This window comes from Blastomonas sp. UPD001 (genome assembly GCF_003426715.1).
In the GTDB taxonomy this organism is placed as follows: domain Bacteria; phylum Pseudomonadota; class Alphaproteobacteria; order Sphingomonadales; family Sphingomonadaceae; genus Blastomonas.
In genome coordinates this window covers 3,071,972-3,093,305 of sequence record NZ_QKVT01000001.1, presented here as the reverse complement: position 1 = coordinate 3,093,305, position 21,334 = coordinate 3,071,972, and the positions used below count along the sequence as shown (strand labels likewise).

Annotated in this window: 23 protein-coding genes and 1 pseudogene; 16 read left to right on the top strand and 8 right to left on the bottom strand. The window is 65.3% G+C overall.

The window, feature by feature from the left end; all coding sequences use genetic code 11:
- Positions 1-63 precede the first annotated feature (63 nt).
- The 4 genes from DM995_RS15710 to DM995_RS15695 all read left to right on the top strand — a co-directional run bounded on the left by DM995_RS15710 (position 64) and on the right by DM995_RS15695 (position 2,069).
- Positions 64-447: an endonuclease domain-containing protein gene (locus DM995_RS15710; protein WP_116970509.1), complete on the top strand. Its 384-nt coding sequence runs from the start codon at positions 64-66 to the stop codon at positions 445-447.
- Positions 448-545: 98 nt separating this feature from the next.
- Complete coding sequence (locus tag DM995_RS15705; RefSeq protein ID WP_116970023.1) at positions 546-1,598, top strand: ribonucleotide-diphosphate reductase subunit beta; 1,053 nt, start codon at positions 546-548, stop codon at positions 1,596-1,598.
- 8 nt (positions 1,599-1,606) lie between these two features.
- Complete coding sequence (locus tag DM995_RS15700; protein ID WP_116970022.1) at positions 1,607-1,888, top strand: BrnT family toxin; 282 nt, start codon at positions 1,607-1,609, stop codon at positions 1,886-1,888.
- The gene (locus tag DM995_RS15695; RefSeq protein WP_116970020.1) at positions 1,845-2,069 is read left to right on the top strand and encodes a hypothetical protein; all 225 of its coding nucleotides are present in this window, start codon (positions 1,845-1,847) and stop codon (positions 2,067-2,069) included. The genes DM995_RS15700 and DM995_RS15695 overlap by 44 nt, the downstream gene beginning before the upstream one ends.
- Here DM995_RS15695 and DM995_RS15690 read toward each other — a convergent pair.
- On the bottom strand, positions 2,038-2,346 hold the full coding sequence (locus DM995_RS15690; RefSeq protein WP_198669387.1) for a hypothetical protein: 309 nt from the start codon (positions 2,344-2,346) through the stop codon (positions 2,038-2,040). The two genes, DM995_RS15695 and DM995_RS15690, sit on opposite strands and share 32 nt — an antisense overlap.
- Here DM995_RS15690 and DM995_RS15685 point away from each other — a divergent pair.
- Entirely contained in the window at positions 2,339-3,403 is a 1,065-nt protein-coding gene (locus tag DM995_RS15685; RefSeq protein ID WP_116970019.1) for an ATP-binding response regulator, read from the top strand. The genes DM995_RS15690 and DM995_RS15685 overlap by 8 nt on opposite strands.
- Here the strand turns inward: DM995_RS15685 and DM995_RS15680 are convergent.
- Together DM995_RS15680 and acs are read right to left on the bottom strand one after the other, a co-directional pair.
- Entirely contained in the window at positions 3,400-4,023 is a 624-nt protein-coding gene (locus tag DM995_RS15680; protein WP_116970508.1) for a LuxR C-terminal-related transcriptional regulator, read from the bottom strand. The two genes, DM995_RS15685 and DM995_RS15680, sit on opposite strands and share 4 nt — an antisense overlap.
- Positions 4,020-5,975 carry an acetate--CoA ligase gene (gene acs / locus DM995_RS15675; RefSeq protein ID WP_116970018.1) on the bottom strand — a complete coding sequence of 652 codons (1,956 nt, stop codon included), beginning with the start codon at positions 5,973-5,975 and terminating at the stop codon, positions 4,020-4,022. The genes DM995_RS15680 and acs overlap by 4 nt, the downstream gene beginning before the upstream one ends.
- A gap of 187 nt (positions 5,976-6,162) precedes the next feature.
- Here acs and DM995_RS15670 point away from each other — a divergent pair, with 187 nt between their 5' ends.
- Positions 6,163-6,414 (top strand): hypothetical protein, encoded by a 252-nt coding sequence (locus DM995_RS15670; RefSeq protein ID WP_198669386.1) that lies wholly within the window; start codon positions 6,163-6,165, stop codon positions 6,412-6,414.
- 91 nt (positions 6,415-6,505) lie between these two features.
- Positions 6,506-7,036 carry a hypothetical protein gene (locus tag DM995_RS21345; RefSeq protein WP_157973238.1) on the top strand — a complete coding sequence of 177 codons (531 nt, stop codon included), beginning with the start codon at positions 6,506-6,508 and terminating at the stop codon, positions 7,034-7,036.
- Between the two features lie 366 nt (positions 7,037-7,402).
- Here the strand turns inward: DM995_RS21345 and queA are convergent, their stop codons facing one another.
- The 5 genes and pseudogenes from queA to DM995_RS15645 all read right to left on the bottom strand — a co-directional run bounded on the left by queA (position 7,403) and on the right by DM995_RS15645 (position 11,421).
- Positions 7,403-8,434, bottom strand: a complete 1,032-nt coding sequence (gene queA, locus DM995_RS15665) for a tRNA preQ1(34) S-adenosylmethionine ribosyltransferase-isomerase QueA (RefSeq protein WP_116970017.1) — start codon at positions 8,432-8,434, stop codon at positions 7,403-7,405.
- Between the two features lie 140 nt (positions 8,435-8,574).
- Positions 8,575-9,123, bottom strand: a pseudogene (locus DM995_RS15660) (peptidylprolyl isomerase); the annotation flags it as partial.
- Between the two features lie 546 nt (positions 9,124-9,669).
- A complete protein-coding gene (gene coaD, locus DM995_RS15655) occupies positions 9,670-10,170 on the bottom strand; it encodes a pantetheine-phosphate adenylyltransferase (protein WP_023837920.1) in 501 nt (166 codons plus the stop codon).
- A 33-nt stretch (positions 10,171-10,203) separates the two neighbouring features.
- Positions 10,204-11,109 carry a polyprenyl synthetase family protein gene (locus DM995_RS15650; protein WP_116970015.1) on the bottom strand — a complete coding sequence of 302 codons (906 nt, stop codon included), beginning with the start codon at positions 11,107-11,109 and terminating at the stop codon, positions 10,204-10,206.
- A gap of 63 nt (positions 11,110-11,172) precedes the next feature.
- Positions 11,173-11,421 carry an exodeoxyribonuclease VII small subunit gene (locus tag DM995_RS15645; RefSeq protein WP_023837922.1) on the bottom strand — a complete coding sequence of 83 codons (249 nt, stop codon included), beginning with the start codon at positions 11,419-11,421 and terminating at the stop codon, positions 11,173-11,175.
- A 201-nt stretch (positions 11,422-11,622) separates the two neighbouring features.
- Here DM995_RS15645 and DM995_RS15640 point away from each other — a divergent pair, with 201 nt between their 5' ends.
- The 9 genes from DM995_RS15640 to eda all read left to right on the top strand — a co-directional run.
- Positions 11,623-11,919 (top strand): hypothetical protein, encoded by a 297-nt coding sequence (locus tag DM995_RS15640; protein ID WP_023837923.1) that lies wholly within the window; start codon positions 11,623-11,625, stop codon positions 11,917-11,919.
- Positions 11,920-12,039: 120 nt separating this feature from the next.
- A complete protein-coding gene (gene purL, locus DM995_RS15635) occupies positions 12,040-14,265 on the top strand; it encodes a phosphoribosylformylglycinamidine synthase subunit PurL (RefSeq protein ID WP_116970013.1) in 2,226 nt (741 codons plus the stop codon).
- A gap of 33 nt (positions 14,266-14,298) precedes the next feature.
- Complete coding sequence (locus DM995_RS15630) at positions 14,299-14,706, top strand: DUF3052 family protein (protein ID WP_116970011.1); 408 nt, start codon at positions 14,299-14,301, stop codon at positions 14,704-14,706.
- Positions 14,703-15,563 carry a S1/P1 nuclease gene (locus tag DM995_RS15625; protein ID WP_116970010.1) on the top strand — a complete coding sequence of 287 codons (861 nt, stop codon included), beginning with the start codon at positions 14,703-14,705 and terminating at the stop codon, positions 15,561-15,563. Before DM995_RS15630 ends, DM995_RS15625 begins: the two co-directional genes overlap by 4 nt.
- 185 nt (positions 15,564-15,748) lie before the next feature.
- Complete coding sequence (gene zwf, locus DM995_RS15620) at positions 15,749-17,197, top strand: glucose-6-phosphate dehydrogenase (protein WP_116970009.1); 1,449 nt, start codon at positions 15,749-15,751, stop codon at positions 17,195-17,197.
- Positions 17,190-17,825: a 6-phosphogluconolactonase gene (locus DM995_RS15615; RefSeq protein ID WP_116970008.1), complete on the top strand. Its 636-nt coding sequence runs from the start codon at positions 17,190-17,192 to the stop codon at positions 17,823-17,825. The genes zwf and DM995_RS15615 overlap by 8 nt, the downstream gene beginning before the upstream one ends.
- A complete protein-coding gene (edd, locus tag DM995_RS15610) occupies positions 17,822-19,648 on the top strand; it encodes a phosphogluconate dehydratase (RefSeq protein ID WP_116970007.1) in 1,827 nt (608 codons plus the stop codon). The genes DM995_RS15615 and edd overlap by 4 nt, the downstream gene beginning before the upstream one ends.
- Positions 19,649-19,814: 166 nt before the next feature.
- Positions 19,815-20,783, top strand: a complete 969-nt coding sequence (glk, locus tag DM995_RS15605) for a glucokinase (protein ID WP_116970006.1) — start codon at positions 19,815-19,817, stop codon at positions 20,781-20,783.
- Positions 20,780-21,334 (top strand): bifunctional 4-hydroxy-2-oxoglutarate aldolase/2-dehydro-3-deoxy-phosphogluconate aldolase (gene eda / locus DM995_RS15600; protein WP_116970005.1); only part of this gene is annotated, 555 nt, incomplete at its 3' end. The genes glk and eda, both read left to right, overlap by 4 nt.

Below are 21,334 nucleotides of genomic sequence, written 5' to 3'. Positions count from 1 at the left end.
TCCCAGCGGGAGAGGGAGGGAGCCGCGCAGCGGCGGAAGGGTGAGGGTGACAGGCGGGCCATAATGCGCACCTATCGCAATCAACCATCCGGCACTGTCCCCCGCGCCCGCCAGTTGCGCCGCGACGCCACGGATGCGGAGCGCGCTCTCTGGCTGGCGTTGCGAGAGAATTTCCCGACTGCGCGGTTTCGTAGACAAGTGCCGATCGGGCCGTATTTCGCGGATTTCCTTAGCTTCCGGGAGAAGCTGGTGATCGAAGTGGACGGCGGCCAGCACGATCAGCAGGCAGAATATGACGCGGCCCGCACGCGCTTCATCGAAGCACAGGGCTATCGGGTCATCCGGTTCTGGAACAGCGATGTGCTGCCCGACCCGGAATATGTTGTGGACGCCATATCCCTCTCCCTCAAGGGAGAGGGAAGGAGCGACGAAGTCGCGGGAGGGTGAGGGCGACAGCCTGAACCCCGCCGCATCACCCTCACCCTCCCAGGCTTTGCCTGGGCCCCTCCCTCTCCCGTGGGGAGAGGGGAATTCGGAGTAACACGATGTCTCTCTTGGAAGCCCGCACTCAGTACAAGCCCTTCGAATATCCCTGGGCCTATGATTTCTGGAAGCGCCAGCAGCAGATCCACTGGATGCCCGAAGAGGTGCCGCTGGGCGAGGATTGCCGCGACTGGGCGCAGAAGCTCTCCGATCACGAGCGCAACCTGCTGACGCAGATCTTCCGCTTCTTCACCCAGGCCGATGTCGAGGTGCAGAACTGCTATCACGAGAATTACGGCCGCGTGTTCAAGCCGACCGAGGTCAAGATGATGCTGACCGCGTTCAGCAACATGGAAACCGTGCATATCGCCGCGTACAGCCATCTGCTCGACACCATCGGCATGCCCGAAAGCGAATATGGCATGTTCCTCGAATATGAGGAGATGAAGGCCAAGCACGATTATCTCGCGACCTTCGGCGTCGACAGCGACCAGGACATCGCGCGCACGCTCGCGATGTTCGGCGGCTTTACCGAAGGGCTGCAGCTGTTCGCGAGCTTCGCGATGCTGATGAATTTCCCGCGCTTCAACAAGATGAAGGGCATGGGCCAGATTGTCAGCTGGTCGGTGCGCGACGAGAGCCTGCACTGCGAAGGCATCATCCGCCTGTTCCACGCCTTCTGCGCTGAGCGAGGCTGCCTGACCAAGGCGGTGAAGGAGGACATCATCGACTGCTGCCAGAAGACCGTGCGGCTGGAAGATGCGTTCATCGACCTGGCGTTCGAACAGGGCCCGGTCAGCGGCATGACCGCCAAGGAGATCAAGCGCTATATCCGCTATATCGCCGACTGGCGCCTCAGCCAGCTGGGCCTGCCCGCGATCTACATGATCGAGGACCACCCCCTCCCCTGGCTCGCCCCGCTGCTCAACGGCGTCGAGCACGCCAACTTCTTCGAAACCCGCGCGACCGAATATTCCAAGGGCGCGACGCGCGGCAACTGGAACGACGTGTGGGCCGCCTTCGACAAGCGCCAGAAAAAGAGCGCCGCCAACGAGGTCGCCGTGATCGACGACAGCGAGGACATGTTCAAGCAGGCGGGGATCGCGGCGGAGTAATTGCACCGGTGATCGAGTTCGATCCGGTGAAGAACAACATCAATATCCATGAGCGTGGTTTGCCCTTCCAGCTGGCGGCCCTGCTTTTCGATGGTCCTTTCATCGAAGAGCAGGACACCCGGCAGGATTATGGCGAGCCACGCTTCATTGCGACGGGCCCCATCGCGGCTTTGGACAACCACATCTTTGTGGTAGTCTACACATGGCGCGGCGCTAATCGCCGCATCGTGAGTTTCCGGAAAGCCAATGACCGCGAAGTCAGAAGATACCGAGCAAGTCTCCCGGGATGAGGCCCTGGCCTTTGCCAGGACCTGGGCGACGCCTGAAAATCTCGCGAAGATCGATGCCGTATCCGATGGCGAGATCGCTCGGCAGATTGCCGACGATGCCGATGTCGCTCCCGAACTGACCGACGAGTGGTTCGAAAACGCACGGCTGGTCATTCCGCTGAAGAAGCCGCGCGCAGCCTGACCACCCCCCGCTCCCCCATCGTGATCAGCCGTATTCCCGCGCGCTGCGTCACATAGCTCCACAGCCAGTTGACGACCACGGCGGCGCGGTTGCGGAAGCCCGCGAGGAAGCCGATATGGACCGCGCCCCAGAGCCACCAGGCGGGCGCGCCGTGGAGGCGGAGCCAGCCGAAATCGGCGACGGCGCTCTTGCGGCCGATGGTGGCAAGGCTGCCCTGGTGGCGATAGACGAACGGCGCGTCGGCGGGCCGTCCGCGCAGTTCCTCGCCGATCAGCATTGCCGCCAGCCACGACCTGTTGCAACCGCTGCACGCCGCGCGGCTGTTCACCGCCGCGCTGACCCGCGATGCCGAGCCGGGCACGCAACAGCTCGCCCAGCGGATCGACAGCGCGATCGGCGCGGCCGACGGGCTGATCCGCGCGCTGCTCGATATCAGCCGGCTCGATTCTGGCGGGGTGGAGCCGAGCCCCGAGCCGGTGGCGCTGCAACCGTTCCTCACCGATCTGGTCGAAAGCTTCGCGCCGATGGCCGAGGACAAGGTTCTGTCGCTGCGCACCGGCGCGCTTTTCGGGCATGTCCATACCGATCCCGGATTGTTGCGCTCGATCCTGCAGAACTTTCTCTCCAATGCGCTGCGCTACACGCCCGAAGGCGGGGTTCTGGCCGGCACGCGGCGACGCGGCAACCGCATCCGCATCGACATCATCGATACCGGGGTGGGCATTGCCGAGGACCAGATCGACGCGATCTTCGCCGAATTCACCCGGCTGGGCGCGGTCGAGGCCGAAGGGCTGGGGCTGGGGCTGGCGCTGTCCGAACGGATCGCGCGGCTGCTCGGAGGGGTGATCGAGGTCAAGTCGGTGCCGGGCAGGGGCAGCCGGTTCAGCCTGTCGCTGCCCGCCGCCGATGCGATCGCGGCGCCAGCCCCCCGGGCCGCGCCTCAGCCCGTCCCCTGGCCTGATCGCGCGCTCAAGGTGCTGGTGATCGACAACGATCCGCTGATCGTCGAGGGCACGACCAGCCTGCTCAGCCTTCTCGGTCATGATGCGCACGGGGCCGACGGTCCGACAGCGGCGCTGGCCGAGCCGGGGCCGTTCGATGCCGCACTGGTCGACTTTCAGCTCGGCGCTTCGATCGATGGCCTCGCGCTGATCGCGGCGCTGCGCGAGCGGCACCCCGGTCTTCCCGCCGCGCTCGTGACCGCGCAGGGATCGCCTGACCTCGCGCGGCGCGCGGCGAAAATGGGCGTGGTGCTGATCGCCAAGCCGGCCGGCGCCGACCTGATCGGCGGCTTTCTCGCCAATGTCGCTTCGGGGGTCCGCGAACCCGCCTAATGCTGCAGGTCGAGCCCCATCGAGCGGGCGACCAGGGCGGCCTGGGTGCGGTTCTGCACGCCGAGCTTGCGCATGATCGTGGTCATGTGCGCCTTGACCGTCGCCTCGCTCATCGCGAGATCGTGCGCGATCTGCTTGTTGAGCTTGCCGTCGATCACCTCGCGCAGCACGCGCAGCTGGGTGGGGGTGAGGCCCGCCACGTCCTGTGGCAGCGGCTCGGGCGCGTTTAGTGCTGCGGTGGTGGTCGGTGCGCGACCGCCCAGTGCGCGTGCGATGGCCGCTTCGATCGTGCCGAGATCGCTGTCCTTCGAGAGGAAACCGACCGCGCCGAGCTGCCGCGCCTCTTCGGCCACCGCCGCGCCTTCGGCGCTCGAGACGACCAGGATCGGCACTTCGGGCCGCTCGGCATGGAGCATGGCGATGCCCGAATAGCCCATCGCGCCGGGCATCTTGAGGTCGAGCAGGATCAAGCGCAGCTCTTGTGCGGTGCTGGCGGCAGCAGCGGCTGCGGCCAGCGTTCCGGTTTCCAGTATCTGTGCCTGCGGAGCGACCCGGCTGACCGCCAGGACCAGCGCCTGGCGGAACAGCGGGTGGTCATCCGCGATCAGGATCGTTTCTATGTCGCATCTGCCATTTGCGGTCGGCCTGCGACAAGATGCTCGACAACCTGCGGATCGGCAAGCGTCGAGATGTCGCCGAGGTTCGACAGGTCGTTCTCGCCGATCTTGCGCAGGATGCGGCGCATGATCTTGCCCGAGCGGGTCTTGGGCAGGGCGGGGGTGAACTGGATGATGTCGGGCGTGGCGATGGGGCCGATCTCGCGGCGGACCCATTGCACCAGATCGCGGCGCAGCTGCTCGTCGGGCTCGACCTCGACATTGGTCGTCACGAACGCATAGATGCCTTGGCCCTTGACCGCGTGCGGCATGCCGATCACCGCGGCCTCGGCGACCTTGGGATGCGCGACCAGCGCGCTTTCGACCTCTGCGGTGCCCATGCGATGGCCCGAGACGTTGATCACGTCGTCGATGCGCCCCGTGATCCAGTAATAGCCGTCCGCGTCGCGCCTGCACCCGTCGCCGGTGAAATACAGGCCCTTGAAGGTGGTGAAATAGGTCTGGAAGAAGCGCTCGTGATCGCCCCAGACGGTGCGCATCTGGCCGGGCCAGCTGCGATCGATGACCAGACAGCCTTCGCCCGCGCCCTCGATCAGCTGGCCCTCATTGTCGAGCAGCAGCGGCTTCACCCCGAACATCGGCTTGGCGGCCGAGCCGGGCTTCAGCGCATGCGCGCCGGGCAGCGGGGTCATCATGCACGCGCCGGTCTCGGTCTGCCACCAGGTATCGACGATCGGGCAGCGGCCCTCGCCGACGACGCGGTGATACCATTCCCATGCCTCGGGGTTGATCGGCTCGCCCACCGATCCGAGCAGGCGAAGGGTCTTGCGGCTGGTCTTCGTGACCCACTCATCGCCCTCGCGCATCAGCGCGCGCAGCGCGGTCGGCGCGCCGTAGAAGATCTCGACGCCGAACTTGTCGACGATCTGCCAGAAGCGCGAAGGATCGGGCCAGGTCGGAACGCCTTCGAACATCACCGTGGTCGCGCCATTCATCAGCGGGGCGTAGACGACATAGCTGTGCCCGGTGACCCAGCCGACATCCGCCGCGCACCAGTAGATCTGGCCGGGGCGATAGTCGAAGACATATTGGAAGGTCATTGACGCCCAGACGCTGTACCCCCCGGTGGTGTGCAGCACGCCCTTGGGCTTGCCGGTCGAGCCCGAGGTGTAGAGGATGAACAGCGGGTCCTCGGCGCCCATTTCCTCGGGCGGGCAATCGGCGGATTGCGCGGCGACGCCCATCGCCCAGTCGATATCGCGGCCCTCAGTCATCGGCACGTCCGCGCCGGTATGCTTCAGCACGATCACGGTATCCACCGCTTCGCAATGATGGCCGAGCGCGGCATCGACATTGGCCTTGAGCGGGACCTTCTTGCCCCCGCGCAGCCCTTCATCGGCGGTGACGACGACGCGGCTGTCGCAATCCTGGATGCGCCCGGCGAGCGCTTCGGGCGAGAAGCCGGCGAACACCACCGAATGGATCGCACCGATCCGCGCGCAGGCGAGCATCGCGACCGCGGCCTCGGGCACCATCGGCAGGTACAGCGTCACGCGCTCGCCCTTGCGCACCCCTTGCGCCTTGAGCAGGTTGGCGAAGCGGCAGACCTGTTCGTGCAGTTCGCGATAGGTGATCGCGCGCGATGCCTCGTCGAGGCTGTCGGGCTCCCACAGGATCGCGACCTGATCGCCGCGTTCGGCCAGGTGCCGGTCGAGGCAGTTGGCGGCAAGGTTGAGCGTGCCGTCGGCGAACCAGTTGATACCGAAATCGGCCTCGTGAAAGCTTGCCTCGCTCACCCTGGTGAACGGCCTGATCCAGTCGATCCGCTGCGCTTCCTCGCGCCAGAAGGCGTCGGGCTGCTCGATCGACATGCGGTAGCGCTCTTCGTACACCGGCGCGGTGATCAGCGCGTTGGCGGCCCAGTCGGCGGGCACGGGATAGACGGCGTCGGCCATGGTCACTCTCCTCGTCTGGCTGCGTCTGAGGGCGCAGGGCTGGGGGCATGATAAGCCCGGAGGCGAGGCGCCGACCATTAGACGAAGGTCGTAGATGTCCGACCATGGTCGCTCTGGAAGGCGATGGTCAATCGGCAAAGACTGAGGCTGCGACCGGGATCACCCGGCGCAGGTTGAGGAGAGAGCGATGCCGAGGGGTTATCGATCGATGGGGGCGGCCTTGCTGGCCGCAAGCGCGCTGATGGCGCCGGAGCTGGCCATGGCCCAGACCGCGCGCGAGGCGGCGCTGGAAGAACGGCTGGCCAGGCTCGAGGCCGAAATGCAGGCGCTGCGCGCGGACCTGAGCGCGGCGCGCAATGCGCAGGCGGAGATGGCCGCCGCTGCCACCCAGGCGGCGACGCGCAGCGAGGAAGCGGTGACCCGCGTCGCCGCTAATTGAAACATTTACAAATCATTTATTGGACGGTACATCGATCGTCCTTCCTGGATATACCTATTCGCTAACAAACAGTGAGATAGCTGTCCGACATATGGCGTTGCAAAATCGCTATATTCGGCGGGCGCACAGCGAGGCCATTAGAGGGGCACTGGAACTTAGTCTTAACAAGCAAGTTTTTTTTAGAGCCATGATTTCTCCGCGAGGGTCAAAAAATTGTGAAACGGGCTTCTTCTTTCTTACGCTCCAGTACATGCCGTGGATGGATGAAACAGGTGGCTATGAGAATTACCGCCAACTTCGCGCATTTTACTTAAAGTCATACGCGCAATCACTTCTGATGCGACATAACTATCTAGAAAAAATCATAGGTATAGCGACCGAGCCGCCTGGTCATAGCAGGGGCTCATCCGAAGACATAATTTATGCAGAACAAACGCAGTGGACAGACGCTGATCGAAAGCAGGTTAGGCAAGATTGTAAAAAATTGGGGATTATGGGGAAATTGAAGCAAAAGAGTTATCATGGGCGGGAATATCCTGATGTTAGTCAGAAGCCCGGAGACGTATACTCTGGAAATCGCAAGCAGCGCCGAAAGCAAGCGGCTCGCAAGAAAAAGCTATAGACTTCGAAACTTTCTTGGCTTGAGAGCAAATTTCCCAAACGGGTGTTGTCCCAACATTCCGACGTCGAGCCTTACATTCAACTATCGACCACTTCTGCCACTCATAGTACCGGTCGGACAAACCTTGGATGCCAGCCCAAACATGCCCCGGCAAGCACCCACGACCGCCCCAAGACGGATGGCGTTTCCACTGGGAACCTCAGATTTGCCTTGTGGAAGGGTGGTGCCGCTTACAGGATTCGAACCTGTGATCCCATAATTACGAATGAACAGGACCAATCGAGAGCACTTTCAGCATTCACTTTTGCCCACCCGCTACCCAACACGCGTTAGCTGGGCACCCATCAACCACCTACCAAAAGACCCTTACGGAAGCAGCAGTGAAGAGTCCCCGTAGGAGTAGAAACGGTATTCATTTTCAACGGCATAAGCGTAAGCCGCTTTCATCACATCGAGTCCCATCAGCGCCGAGACCAGCATGAACAGCGTCGAGCGCGGCAGGTGGAAATTGGTCATCAGCCCGTCAATGCCCTTGAAGCGATAGCCCGGCGTGATGAAGATCGCGGTATCGCCCTCGAACGGGCGGATGATATTGTCGTCGCCCGCGGCGCTCTCGATCAGGCGAAGCACGGTGGTCCCCACCGCGATCACGCGGTTGCCGCGCGCGCGGATGGCATTGAGGCGGTCCGCCGTGTCGGCATCGATACGCCCCCATTCGGCGTGCATCTGGTGGTCGTTGGTGTCGTCGGCCTTGACCGGAAGGAAGGTCCCCGCACCGACATGCAGCGTCAGCATGGCATGCTCGATCCCCGACTCGGCGAGTTCGGCCATCAGCCGGTCGGTAAAGTGCAGTGAGGCGGTGGGCGCGGCGACCGCGCCGTCCTTTTCGGCAAAGCGGGTCTGGTAATCCTCGCGATCGGCCGCGTCGATCTCACGCTTGCTGGCGATATAGGGCGGCAGCGGCATCGTGCCCGCGCGCTCGAGCAGCAGTTCCACCGGCTCGTCGCCCTGAAAGGCGAAGACGATCGAGCCGTCATTGGCCTTGCTCTCGACATCGGCCATCACGCCCGCGCCGAAATGCACGACATCGCCTTCGCGCAGCCGCTTGGCGTTGCGCACAAACGCCTGCCAGCGGCGCAGGTCGATCCGCTTGTGCAGCGTCGCGCCGATGCGCGCCTCGCTCCCCAGCTTCACGCCTTCGAGCTGCGCGGGGATGACGCGGGTATCGTTGAACACCAGGCAGTCGCCGGGCTGAAGCAGGCGCGGCAGGTCGCGCACCGTCGCGTCGGCCATCGCGCGCCCCTGCACGTGCAGCATCCTGGCCACATCGCGCGGGCGCACCGGGCGCAGCGCTATGCGTTCCTGGGGAAGGTCGAAATCGAATTCGTCAACGCGCATCGTCGGGTGCAATCGCTCCAGCAAGATCCGTGCCCCCCCCGCGCAGGCAGGGGCCCCGCTCTCTGTTCACCGTCAGGTGCCAAGCGGGATTTCCGCTTTCGCGGGAATAGCGTTGGATTGCAAGATTGCCGGGGAAGCGATCAGTTGCTGATCGGCGCGTTGAGGTCGTCGACGGTGATCGCGCGCTCGGCGGGCTGGGCCTGCGCCGCATAATTCGGCTCGGGCTTGTTCTGCGACTTGAGCGAGGCCTGCAGGATACGCGCCGGGCTGCTCGGCGGCTCGCCGCGCGGCACCGCGTCGACATATTGCATGCCCGAGATCACGCGGCCGAAATTGGTATAGCTGTTGTCGAGCGAGAAGCGCGGATAGAAGACGATGAAGAACTGGCTGTTGGCGCTGTTCGGGTCCTGCGCGCGCGCCATCGACACGCTGCCGCGCAGATGCGGGAACTTGTTGAACTCGGCCGCGACATCGGGAAGGTCCGATCCGCCGGTACCGGTGCCCGTGGGATCGCCGGTCTGCGCCATGAAGCCCTCGATCACGCGGTGGAAGATGATGCCGTCGTAAAAACCCTGACGGGTCAGCGTCTTGATCCGCTCGACATGGTTGGGCGCGATTTCGGGATAAAGCTGGATGGTGACGCGGCCGCCGGTCGACAGGTCGAGATACAGGATATTGTCGGGATCGGCCTTGTCGGGCGTCGGCACCAGCGGGGCGGCCATGACGGAAGCGTCGGCGGCGTTGCTGTCGCGCTGTTCGAGGGCATCCTTTTCGGCATTGCGCGCAGCCTTGCGGGCTTCCTTGTTCTTCGCCTCCGAGGCTTCTTCCTCGGCTTCGGCTGCCTCGCGTGCCGCCTTTTCGGCAGCCTTGGCCTTCTTGTCCTCTTCCTTCTGCGCCTGCTTCTCGGCCTTTTCGGCCTCTTCCTGCTGCTGCTTGCGGACCTTGGCGGCTTCCTTCTCGGCCTCGCGCGCGGCGCGGGCGGCGGCCCGGTCGGCCTCGATCTGCGACTGGTCGGTCGGCGCCGTCTCCTGCGCCTGGACAGCGATCGGCGCGAGCAGCATCGGGATGAACGACAGGGCAGCAAGCGATTTCAAGATATTGGGCATATAACCGGGCATTCCTGTTCCATTCATCCGGGGCGGCGTGGCAAAGCCTGCCCCATTTCGGGCACGGCTATAGCCAAAGCATCTGAGCCTGTCATGAATGAACTTGGGTGCCGCGCGCTGTGCGCTCGCTCACCCTTTCAGACCCGTTTCGCGCACGCGCTTCTCGACATCGATCCGCACCGCATCGGTGACGAAACGGTGGATGGCGCCGCCATAGAGCGCGATTTCCTTGACCAGCCGCGAGGCGATCGGCTGCAGCGCGACATCGGCCATCAGGAACACCGTCTCGATCCGGTCGTTGAGCTGGCGGTTCATGCCGGTGAGCTGATATTCATATTCGAAATCGGTGACGCCGCGGATGCCGCGAATGACCACCGAAGCGCCCTGGGCCTCGGCAAAGTCCATCAGCAGCGAGCTGAACCCGACCACGGTGATGTTGGCGTCCCTGATCTCGGCGACCTCGCGGCGGACCATTTCCATGCGTTCTTCGTCCGAGAACATCGGGCTCTTGGCGATATTGGTGGTGACGCCGACGATCAGGTGATCGACCAGCTGGGCCCCGCGCTGGATGATGTCCATATGCCCCAGCGTGATGGGATCGAACGTCCCGGGATAAACGCCAATCCGCATGATCTTCTTCCCCTTGTGATGCCGCTTTTGCGGTCAGTTGTCGCGCTCGACAATATAGCGCGCCAGCGCGCGCAGCAGGTCCGCCTCGCGCCCATGGCTGGCGAGATGGCCGATCGCCTGATCCACGAGGAAGAACGCTTGTTCGCGCGCGCGCTCGAGCCCCAGCAGCGACAGGAAAGTCTCCTTGCCCGCCGCTACGTCCTTGTGCAGCGCCTTGCCGGCCTTGGCCTCGTCGCCCGTCTCGTCCATGATGTCGTCGGCGATCTGGAAGGCGAGGCCGATATCGCGGGCATAGGCACGCAAGGGGTTGCGCCCCTCGACCGGCACATTGCCCAGGATCGCGCCCATTTCCACCGAAGCGGCGATCAGCGCGCCGGTCTTGAGCCGCTGCAGCTTGGTGACGGTGGGCAGGTCGAACTTCGCCTTTTCCGCCTCCAGGTCCATCATCTGCCCGCCGGCCATGCCATTGGGGCCGCTCGCCTCGGCCAGAGTGTAGATCAGCTCGGAGCGGATGAACGGATCGGGGTGCGACTGCGGCCCGGCAAGAATCTCGAAGGCGAGCGCATGCAGCGAATCGCCTGCGAGCACCGCCACGGCATCGTTGAACGCCTTGTGCACCGTGGGCTTGCCACGGCGCATGTCGTCATTGTCCATGCAGGGCATGTCGTCATGGATCAGCGAATAGACATGGATCGCCTCGACCGCGCAGGCGACGCGCACGGCCAGGCCGCGATCGACATTGAACATCGCCGCTGTCGCGGTGAGCAGCAGCGGACGCACCCGCTTGCCGCCACCGATCGCGGCATGCCGCATCGCCTCATAGAGCACCGCGCGCGGATCGTCGGGCACGGCCAGCAGCGCATCGAAACACGCATCGACATCGGCGGAAATCTGGCGGAAGGCATCGGCCAGCGCGGTATCGCTGATGGCGGTTGTCATTGTCGCTGCTCCCCTGCCCCGGTCTGCCCGCCGGTTTGAACCATCGCGCGCATTGGCTCGCCGTCAGCCCGCATCGAACGGAGTCGTGCCCGCCGCCTGGCCGTCCGCTCCGACGCGAATCTTCTCGATCCGCGCCTGCGCCGCGTCGAGCCGCTTCTGGCAATGGCCGCGCAGCAGATCGCCCCGCTCGTAAAGGCTGATCGACGCATCGAGCGGCACGTCGCCCGATTCCAGCTGGCGGACGATGACCTCCAACTCCTTCAGGGCATCTTCGAACGACAGATCGGCAGGAATGGCTTGGGCTTCACTCATGCGCACAGCTTTGACCGCTGGCCTGCGCCCGGTCAAGGCGGTTGCGAACCTGCGCCCGTGCCGCCAGTCACCGGTTGCTGATGTTGCAACTGCGAAAGCCGTAATTGCATTTGCCAGCTAAGCGGCGTTTGGACATGCTGCACCGCACAATAACAGAGGATGATGACGGCAGTTCAATTCCTCAGAACAGGGAACCCCATCATGAAAAAACTCAGCCTTCTCGCCCTCCCGCTGACCCTGCTGGCACTGCCTGCCGCTGCCCAGACCGCCCAGCCCGAACAGGTCACGTTCGAACATGACGGCGACCGTTACGTCTATACCGTCAAGATGGTCGGCGACACCAAGATCATCGATGGCACCGAAACCCGCTCGGGCAAGCGCTTCAATCTGCGCGTGTCGGACAAGCGCGTCACCGGTACCGTGGGAGACAGCGAGGTGCGCTTCAAGCGCAGCGACGTCACCCCGCTGGCCCGCACGGACATCACCAGCGATCGCTGACAGCGGACGGGCGGGTTCGCAGGACATGGCGGACCCGCCCCCGACGCCCAGGCGCGGCATCGATTTTCCGCGCATTCTCCCCCTTCCTTCTGCGCGCACCTGCGCGTAAAGCGCGGGGCCATGAGCGACACTCTTGCACCGCCCGCAGGCACCATCACCCCGGAAATCGTGGCCGAACATGGCCTGAAGCCGGACGAATATCAGCGCATCCTGGCCGCGCTGGGGCGCGAGCCCAATCTGGTGGAGCTGGGCATCTTCTCGGTCATGTGGTCCGAGCATTGCAGCTACAAGAGCTCGCGCGTGCATCTGAAGACGCTGCCGACCACCGGCCCACAGGTCATCTGCGGCCCCGGCGAGAATGCGGGCGTGGTCGATATCGGCCCCGGCCCCGACGGCAAGCCGCTCGCCGCCATCTTCAAGATGGAGAGCCACAACCACCCGAGCTATATCGAGCCCTATCAGGGCGCGGCCACGGGTGTTGGCGGCATCCTGCGCGACGTGTTCACCATGGGCGCGCGGCCGGTCGCGCTGATGAACGCGCTGCGTTTCGGTCGTCCCGACCACCCCAAGATGAAGCATCTGGTACAGGGCGTGGTCGCAGGGATCGGCGGATACGGCAATTGCGTCGGGGTGCCGACCGTGGGCGGCGAGACCAATTTCGACCCGGCCTATGACGGCAACATCCTGGTCAACGCGATGGCGGTGGGCATCGCCGAGCAGGACAAGATCTTCTATTCCGCCGCTTCCGGCCCCGGCAACTCGATCGTCTATGTCGGATCGAAGACCGGCCGCGACGGCATCCACGGCGCGACCATGGCCTCGGCCGAGTTCGGCGAGGACAGCGAGGAAAAGCGCCCCACCGTGCAGGTCGGCGACCCGTTCACCGAAAAGCTGCTGATCGAGGCGTGCCTCGAACTGATGGCGTCGGATGCGATCGTCGCGATCCAGGACATGGGGGCCGCCGGCCTCACGTCCTCCAGCGTCGAGATGGCGAGCAAGGGCGGCGTCGGCATCGAGCTCAATCTCGACAACGTCCCGCAGCGCGAAACGAACATGACCGCGTACGAGATGATGCTGTCGGAAAGCCAGGAGCGCATGCTCATGGTGCTGAAGCCCGGCCGCGAGGATTTCGCCGAGGCGATCTTCCGCAAGTGGGAGCTCGACTTTGCGGTCATCGGCCATGTCACCGAGACCGGCCATATGGTGCTCAAGCACAAGGGCGAGACGGTGTGCGACATTCCGCTCGCCCCGCTGGCCGACGATGCGCCGAGCTATAACCGGCCCTATGTCACCACCCCGCCGCCCGCGCCGCTGGCGAGCGTGCCCGCCAGCACCGATCTGGCCGCAGAGCTCACCGCGCTGATGGCCTCACCCGCGCTCGCCAGCCGCAGCTGGATCTGGCAGCAATACGATCACATGGTGATGGCCGACACGGTGCAGATTCCCGGCGGCGATGCCGGCGTCATCCGCATCCACAGCACCAATCGCGGCCTTGCCGTCACCACCGACTGCACCCCGCGCTATTGTTTTGCCGATCCGTTCGAGGGCGGCAAGCAGGCGATCGCCGAATGCTATCGCAACCTGGTCAGCACCGGCGCGAAGCCGCTGGCGACCACCGATTGCATGAACTTCGGCAATCCCGAGCGGCCCGAGATCATGGGTCAGTTCGTCGGCTGTATCGAGGGCATGGGCAAGGCGTGCAAGGCGCTCGACATGCCGATCGTCAGCGGCAATGTGAGCCTGTACAACGAGACCACGGGTCCCGACGGCGTTGCCCGCGCGATCCTGCCCACGCCCGCGATCGGCGCGATCGGGCTGATCGAGGACCTGGGCCAGATGATGACGCTGGCGTTCAAGGCGGCGGGTGAAACCATCGTCGTGATCGGCGGCAACGGCACCGCCGAACTCGGCCAGTCGCTCTGGCTCGACGTGCTGCACGGTCGCCGCGAGGGCGCGCCGCCGCAGGTGGACCTCAAGGGCGAGCTGGAATCGGGCGGCGTCATCGCGGCGCTGATCGCCGGCGGCAAGGTAAGCGCGGTGCACGACATTTCGGACGGCGGCCTCGCGGTCGCGGTCGCCGAGATGGCGCTGGCATCGGGTATGGGCGCGACGCTGTCGGCCGAAGGCGATGCAGGCTTCTGGTTCGGCGAAGGCCAGGCACGCTATGTCGTGACCACGAGCGATAGCGCTGCGGTCGTTGCGGCGGCCGAGGTTGGCGGCGTGCGCGCGCAGGTCATCGGCACAACGGGCGGGGATGCCGTGGCGTTTGCGTCTGGGGCCAGCGTTTCGGTTGCGGAACTGCGCGAAGCCAATCTGGCCTTCTTCAGGGACTGGATGGAAGGCTAAGCCACGCGCAACCTGAGCAAGGGGGTAGTGCCAATGACCACAGGCTATTCCGGCACTCCCCTCGCCCGCAAGCTCGGCCTCAAGCCCGGAATGCGCGTGTGGTTCGATAGCATGCCCGATACCGTGCGGGCTGAGATCGCTGCCGAGGTAGAAGCGCTCGAGATCGTGGGTGACCCCGCAAAAGGCTTTGCCGCCGCGCACCTGTTCACCACCGAACGCGCGGTGCTCGAACGCGAACTGGTGCGGCTGATGGTCAGCATGGATCGTGACGGCATGATCTGGGTCAGCTGGCCGAAAAGGGCGGCGAAGATGAATACCGACATTACCGAGGACGTTATCCGCAGCGTGGCCCTGCCCATGGGGCTGGTCGACGTGAAGGTCTGCGCGGTCGATGCGATCTGGTCGGGCCTCAAGCTGGTGATCCGCAAGGAATTGAGATGACACGCCTGATCCGGTTGGTTCTGGTTGCCGCGCTCGCGGTGACGGCATTCGCCGCCCGCCCGGCGCTGGCCTGGGGCGATTATGGCCACCGCGTGATTGCGAAGATTGCCGAGGCCAATGTCTCGCCCAGGGTGCGCGCGCGGATCCGCGCGCTGCTCGCGCAGGAAAAGCAGCTTGCGACCCCCGAATGTCCGCTTAGGACCATTGAGGACGCCAGCGTCTGGGCTGACTGCATCCGCCGCGACGACCTGCGCTGGGGCTATACGGCGCCCTGGCACTATGTGAATATCGACATCTGCAAGCCGTTCGACATCAAGGCCAATTGCCCCAATGGCAGCTGCGTCCCCGCCCAGGTGGCGCGCAACGAGGCACTGCTGGCCGACCGCAAGCTGCCTGCGCACGCCCGGCTCGAGGCGCTGGCCTGGCTCGTCCACACCATGGGCGACATGCACCAGCCGATGCACGCAGGCGATCGCGGCGATCTGGGCGGCAACCGGGTGAGCGCGGCCTATGGGATCGTCGAGGGGCGCATGAACCTGCACCGGTTGTGGGACGGCCCGATCGCCGAGCGCGCCATCACGCAAGGCCTGCCACTGGTGCGCACCTATTCGGCCGAAGAGCGCGCCGCTGTCACCGGCGGCGCCGTCGAAGACTGGGCGCGTGAGGCCTGGGAGCTGTCGCGCGATGTCGCCTATCCCACCGCGCAGCATGGTCCCGCATGCGGACCCGCGCTCAGCCCCGACGAGCGCGCGCGGCACAGCGACGCCGATATCGAGGCACTGATCCCGGTGGTGCGTACCCAGGTGCTGCGCGCGGGCTTGCGGCTTGCCGCCGCGCTCGAGCGCGCGCTCGGATGACACGCAACAAAAGTCGCGTTCCCTAACGGCAAATCCCTGTTTCATGACGCGGAACCGACAATTGCAATCGATTGCAAAACAATGCATAGCTATACATCGGGTTTGACCGGTGGACACCGGCGCGACCCGACCCTAACAGATGACCCGCTGCGGCTGCGGTCACGAAAAAAGGATAGGATTCAAACATGGCGAATGCGCAATCCCGGACGCTCCTTCTCTTTGGCGCGACGGGGGACCTATCCAAGCGCATGCTTCTGCCCTCGCTCTATGCGCTGCATTGCGACGGGCTGATCGCCGCCGATCTGCGCATCATGGGCACCGCGCGCAGCGAGCTCGACGACGAGGCGTTCCGCGCGATGGCGGGCGAAGCGCTGGCGCAGTTCCTGCCCGAGGCGCGCAAGGATGACGACAAGATCGCGAGCTTCCTCAAGCAGTTGAGCTATCAACCTCTCGACGCGTCGAAGATCGAGGGCTTTGCCGCGCTGGCCGATCGGCTGGGCGACATTTCGGGCGGAATGTCGATCTTCCTTTCGACCGCGCCCTTCCTGTTCACGCCGACCATCCAGGGGCTCAAGTCCGCTGGCCTGGCGGGCGAGATGGTGCGCATCGGGCTCGAAAAGCCGCTCGGCAACGACCTCGCCTCGTCCTGCGCGATCAACGATGCCGTGGCGCACGCCTTCCCCGAGGACCGCACCTTCCGCATCGACCATTATCTCGGCAAGGAAACCGTGCAGAACCTGATGGCGCTGCGCTTTGCCAACATGATGTTCGAGCCGTTGTGGAACGCCAACGGGATCGAGCATATCCAGATCACCGTGTCCGAGACCGTGGGCCTCGAAGGTCGCCATGGCTTTTACGACGATACCGGCGCGCTGCGCGACATGGTGCAGAACCATATCCTGCAGCTGGTCGCGCTGACCGCGATGGAGCCTCCCGCCGAGTTCGACGCCACCTCGATCCGTGACGAGAAGGTCAAGGTGCTGCGCTCGCTGCGCCTGGTCTCGCCCAACGAGGTGGTGCGCGGCCAGTACGGCGCCGGCGCGGTCGGCGGAAAATCGGTGAACAGCTATGCCGACGATCTCGGCAAGGCATCGGACACCGAGACCTTTGTCGCGATCAAGGCGCATGTCGACAACTGGCGCTGGCAGGGCGTGCCCTTTTACCTCCGCACCGGCAAGCGGCTCGCCGAACGGCGCAGCGAGATTGTGATCCAGTTCAAGCAGGTGCCGCACAATATCTTCGCGCAGCGCGGCGGCAGGCTTTCGGCCAACCGGCTGGTCATCCGCCTGCAGCCCGAGGAATATGTCCGCCTGCTCGTCATGGCGAAGGAGCCAGGGCTCGATCGCGGCGGGCTGGTGCTGCGCGAGGTGCCGCTCGACCTGTCGCTCACCGCCGCCTTTTCCAAGGCGCAGCGCCGCATCGCGTACGAACGCCTGCTGCTCGACCTCATCGATGGCGAGCCCACCCTGTTCGTCCGCCGCGACGAGGTCGAGGCGCAGTGGCGCTGGATCGATGCGATCCGCAAGACCTGGGCCGACCATGCGATCGAGCCCAAATCCTATGGATCGGGCAGCTGGGGGCCAAGCGCCGCGATCGCGCTCACCGAACGCGACGGGGTGAGCTGGAATGACTGACACGGCCGCCACCGCCGGCGCGCAATTCGCGCCCGATGCCTCGATCGAGGCGATCGCAGATTTCATCGCCGGGATGCTCGCCGGCGGCAAGCCGCGCGCGATCGCGGTGCCCGGCGGCAGCACGCCGGGCCCGATCCTCGCCGCTTTGGCCGAGCGCGAGGATATCGGCTGGGTCGACGTCGCGGTCTGGCTGACCGACGACCGCTGCGTGCCGACCGACCATGCGGCGAGCAATTTCGGCCTGCTCGAACGCTCGCTCGCCGCCACCGGCGCGGCCTTGGTGCCGCTGGAGGCAGGCGCGACCCCGCCGCCCTTCGATCTGGTCTGGCTGGGCATGGGCGCAGACGGGCATATCGCCTCGCTCTTTCCGAATACCGATCCGCATGCCGATGGCGCGCTGGAGGTGGTGCAGCTGACCCCCGATCCGCTGCCGCCCGAAGCGCCGTTCGACCGGCTGTCGCTGACCCTGTCGGCGCTGGTGCGCGCGCGCCATATCATGTTGGTGCTGAAGGGCGCAGACAAGCGCAAGGTGCTCGACGATGCCCTGTCCGGGGCCAACGACCTGCCGATCGCGCGGCTGCTGAAAGCCGCGCAGGCACCGGTCACCATCTTCTGGAGCGAAACATGACCAGCCTTCACCCCGAGCTCGAACGGATCACGCAGCGGATCATCGAACGCTCGCGTCCCGGTCGCCAGGCCTATCTCGATTTCATCGCACGCGAACGCGACAAGGGCGTGCACCGCCCTACATTGTCGTGCGGCAATCTGGCGCATGGCTTTGCCGCATCGGGCGAGGACAAGCCCGTCATCCGATCGGGCAAGGCGATGAACATCGGCATCGTCACCGCCTATAACGACATGCTCTCGGCGCATCAGCCCTATGGCCGCTACCCCGAGCAGATCAAGATCTTCGCGCGCGAGGTCGGCGCGACCGCGCAGGTCGCAGGCGGCGTGCCTGCGATGTGCGACGGTGTGACGCAGGGCCAACTCGGCATGGAGTTGTCGCTGTTCAGCCGCGACACGATCGCGCTGTCGAGCGCCGTCGCGATGAGCCATGGCATGTTCGAGGGCGCGCTGGTGCTGGGCATCTGCGACAAGATCGTCCCCGGCCAGTTCATCGCCGCCGCGCGCTTCGGTCATATCCCGACGATCTTCGTGCCGGCTGGGCCCATGCCCTCGGGCCTGGCCAACAAGGAGAAGCAGCGCGTCCGCCAGCTCTATGCCGAGGGCAAGGTGGGCCGCGACGAACTGCTCGAGGCCGAGGCCGCGAGCTATCACGGCGCGGGCACCTGTACCTTCTATGGCACCGCCAATTCGAACCAGATGATGATGGAGATGATGGGGCTGCACGTCCCCGCCTCCGCCTTCATCAACCCCGGCACCAAGCTGCGCCAGGAACTCACGCGCGCCGCAACGCACCGCGTGACGCAGATCGGCTGGGATGGCGAGGACTACCGCCCGTTCGGCCATTGCGTCGACGAAAAGGCGATCATCAACGCGTCCATCGGCCTGCTCGCCACCGGCGGATCGACCAACCATGCGATCCACCTGCCCGCGATGGCGCGCGCGGCGGGCATCCATATCGACTGGCAGGACCTGAGCGAGCTGTCCGCGATCATCCCGCTGCTCGCGCGGGTCTATCCCAACGGATCGGGCGACGTGAACCATTTCCACGCCGCCGGTGGCATCGGCTTCGTCCTCCGCGAACTGGCGGGTGCAGGCCTGCTCCACACCGATATCCTGACCGTGTCGGGCCAGTCGCTGCTCGATTATGCGGTCGAGCCGGTGCTCGACGCGGAGGGCGCGCTCGGCTTCGCCCCCTCGCCCGAGGTGACGCGCGACGAGGCGATGCTTCGCCCGGTCAGCGCCGCTTTCCAGCCCGATGGCGGGATGCGGCTGGTCGAAGGCAATCTGGGGCGCGGCATCGTCAAGACCAGCGCGGTCGATCCCTCGCGCTGGATCATCGAGGCACCCGCACGCGTGTTCGATGATCAGGATGCGGTGCTCACGGCGTTCAAGGCTGGCGAGCTCGATCGCGACGTCGTCGTGGTCGTCCGTTTCCAGGGTCCGCGCGCCAATGGCATGCCCGAACTGCACAAGCTCACGCCTTCGCTCGGCGTGCTGCAGGATCGCGGGTTCAAGGTGGCTCTGGTCACCGACGGCCGCATGTCGGGCGCCTCGGGCAAGGTGCCCGCGGCGATCCATCTGTGGCCAGAGGCGTGCGACGGCGGCCCGCTGGCACGGATTCGCGATGGCGATGTTGTGCGGCTCGATGCGGTCGCAGGCACGATCAGCGTTGCGGTGGACGGCACCGAATGGGAAGCTCGCCCGACCGCAAGCCAGCCTGCGCAGCCGATGGGCACCGGGCGCGAGCTGTTCGCCCTGATGCGCGCGAGCAGCGACAATGCGGAAGCGGGCGCGAGCGCGATGCTGGCGATGGCGGGATTGTGAGAGGAGCGTTCTCGAGAGGTTGCACATCACGTCCCTCGACTTCGCTCGGGAACTCGGAGAGGTTACTTGGTCGGCAACCACACAACTCCCCCGTTTGTCCCGAGCGCAGTCGAGGGACGCTGCACTAACCGTTCACCAGTTCATATAATCTGACAGGCACCCCATCATGCAGATCGTTACCGCAGACATTGGCGGCACCCATGCGCGCTTTGCGCTCGCGACCATCGAGCAGGGCCGCGTCACCCATCTGGGTGAGCCGGTCACGCTGAAATGTGCCGAATATGCCAGCCTCCAGACCGCCTGGGAGGCCTTCGGTCAGGCGATCGGCCAGCCCCTGCCGCGCGCGGCGGCCATCGCGCTCGCCACCCCGATCCGGGGCGAGGTGCTCAAGATGACCAACAACCCCTGGGTCATCCGCCCTGCCTTGGTGCGCGAAAAGCTGAATGTCGATGATTACATCCTGATCAACGATTTCGGCGCGGTCGCGCACGCCGTCCAGCATTGCGGGGCGGACCATTATTCGCACCTGTGCGGCCCGGAAGGCGATCTGCCCGAAAAGGGCGTCATCACCGTGATCGGACCCGGCACGGGCCTCGGCGTCGCTTATGTCGTCCGCAGTGCCGATGGCTATCGCGCGGTCGAGACCGAGGGCGGCCATGTCGACTATTCGCCGCTCGATTCGATCGAGGATGCCATTCTCAACCGGCTGCGCCGCCAGCACCGCCGCGTCTCGGTCGAGCGCGTCTGCTCGGGGCCAGGCCTCGCCGCAATCTACGAGACGCTGGCGAGCATCGAGGGCCGCGCGGTCGTCAGCATGGAGGACAAGGCGCTGTGGCAGCTCGCACTGTCGGGCGAGGACAGCCTGGCCGCCGCTGCGTTCGACCGCTTCTGCCTCAGCCTGGGCGCGGCGGCGGGCGATTTTGCGCTGGCACAGGGCGCGGGCGCGGTGGTAATCGCGGGCGGCCTTGGTCAGCGGATCGCCGACCGTCTGCCGCAGTCCGGGTTCGAGGAGCGCTTTGTCGCCAAGGGCCGGTTCCAGCAGCTGATGGAGACGATCCCCGTCAAGCTGATCGATCATCCCCAGCCCGGCCTGTTCGGGGCCGCCGCCGCCTTTGCCCAGGAGAATGCCGCATGACTGCAATCGCGATCGAAACCATCATGCGGACCGCGCCGGTCATCCCGGTGATCGTCATCAACGATGTCGCCGATGCGGTGCCGATGGCCGAGGCGCTGGTCGCGGGCGGTCTCAAGGTGCTCGAGGTGACGCTGCGCACCCCCGCCGCGCTCGAAGCGATCGCCGCGATGAAGCAGGTCGAAGGCGCGATCGTCGGTGCTGGTACCGTGATCGATCCGAAGACGCTCGACGCGGCGCTCAAGGCCGGGTCGGAATTCATCGTCTCGCCCGGCCTCACCGAAAATCTGGGCAAGGCGGCGATCGAGAGCGGCATTCCCTTCCTGCCCGGCATCGCCAATGCCGGCGACATCATGCGCGGGCTCGACATGGGCCTCTCCCATTTCAAGTTCTTCCCGGCGATGGCGGCAGGCGGGATCCCCGCGCTCAAGTCGCTCGCCGCACCGTTCGGCCAGTGCAGGTTCTGCCCCACCGGCGGGGTGACACTGGAGACCGCGGGCAACTGGCTGGCGATCGATCCGGTGCTGTGCGTCGGCGGCAGCTGGATGATCCCG

Bases quoted from the DNA above. Each gene is read 5' to 3' on its own strand.
- DM995_RS15710 (WP_116970509.1), top strand. From the start codon at position 64: ATGCGCACCTATCGCAATCAACCATCCGGCACTGTCCCCCGCGCCCGC.
- DM995_RS15705 (WP_116970023.1), top strand. From the start codon at position 546: ATGTCTCTCTTGGAAGCCCGCACTCAGTACAAGCCCTTCGAATATCCC.
- DM995_RS15695 (WP_116970020.1), top strand. From the start codon at position 1,845: ATGACCGCGAAGTCAGAAGATACCGAGCAAGTCTCCCGGGATGAGGCC.
- DM995_RS15690 (WP_198669387.1), bottom strand. From the start codon at position 2,346: ATGCTGATCGGCGAGGAACTGCGCGGACGGCCCGCCGACGCGCCGTTC.
- acs (WP_116970018.1), bottom strand. From the start codon at position 5,975: ATGGCCGACGCCGTCTATCCCGTGCCCGCCGACTGGGCCGCCAACGCG.
- DM995_RS15670 (WP_198669386.1), top strand. From the start codon at position 6,163: ATGCCGAGGGGTTATCGATCGATGGGGGCGGCCTTGCTGGCCGCAAGC.
- DM995_RS21345 (WP_157973238.1), top strand. From the start codon at position 6,506: ATGGCGTTGCAAAATCGCTATATTCGGCGGGCGCACAGCGAGGCCATT.
- queA (WP_116970017.1), bottom strand. From the start codon at position 8,434: ATGCGCGTTGACGAATTCGATTTCGACCTTCCCCAGGAACGCATAGCG.
- coaD (WP_023837920.1), bottom strand. From the start codon at position 10,170: ATGCGGATTGGCGTTTATCCCGGGACGTTCGATCCCATCACGCTGGGG.
- DM995_RS15650 (WP_116970015.1), bottom strand. From the start codon at position 11,109: ATGACAACCGCCATCAGCGATACCGCGCTGGCCGATGCCTTCCGCCAG.
- DM995_RS15645 (WP_023837922.1), bottom strand. From the start codon at position 11,421: ATGAGTGAAGCCCAAGCCATTCCTGCCGATCTGTCGTTCGAAGATGCC.
- DM995_RS15640 (WP_023837923.1), top strand. From the start codon at position 11,623: ATGAAAAAACTCAGCCTTCTCGCCCTCCCGCTGACCCTGCTGGCACTG.
- purL (WP_116970013.1), top strand. From the start codon at position 12,040: ATGAGCGACACTCTTGCACCGCCCGCAGGCACCATCACCCCGGAAATC.
- DM995_RS15630 (WP_116970011.1), top strand. From the start codon at position 14,299: ATGACCACAGGCTATTCCGGCACTCCCCTCGCCCGCAAGCTCGGCCTC.
- DM995_RS15625 (WP_116970010.1), top strand. From the start codon at position 14,703: ATGACACGCCTGATCCGGTTGGTTCTGGTTGCCGCGCTCGCGGTGACG.
- zwf (WP_116970009.1), top strand. From the start codon at position 15,749: ATGGCGAATGCGCAATCCCGGACGCTCCTTCTCTTTGGCGCGACGGGG.
- DM995_RS15615 (WP_116970008.1), top strand. From the start codon at position 17,190: ATGACTGACACGGCCGCCACCGCCGGCGCGCAATTCGCGCCCGATGCC.
- edd (WP_116970007.1), top strand. From the start codon at position 17,822: ATGACCAGCCTTCACCCCGAGCTCGAACGGATCACGCAGCGGATCATC.
- glk (WP_116970006.1), top strand. From the start codon at position 19,815: ATGCAGATCGTTACCGCAGACATTGGCGGCACCCATGCGCGCTTTGCG.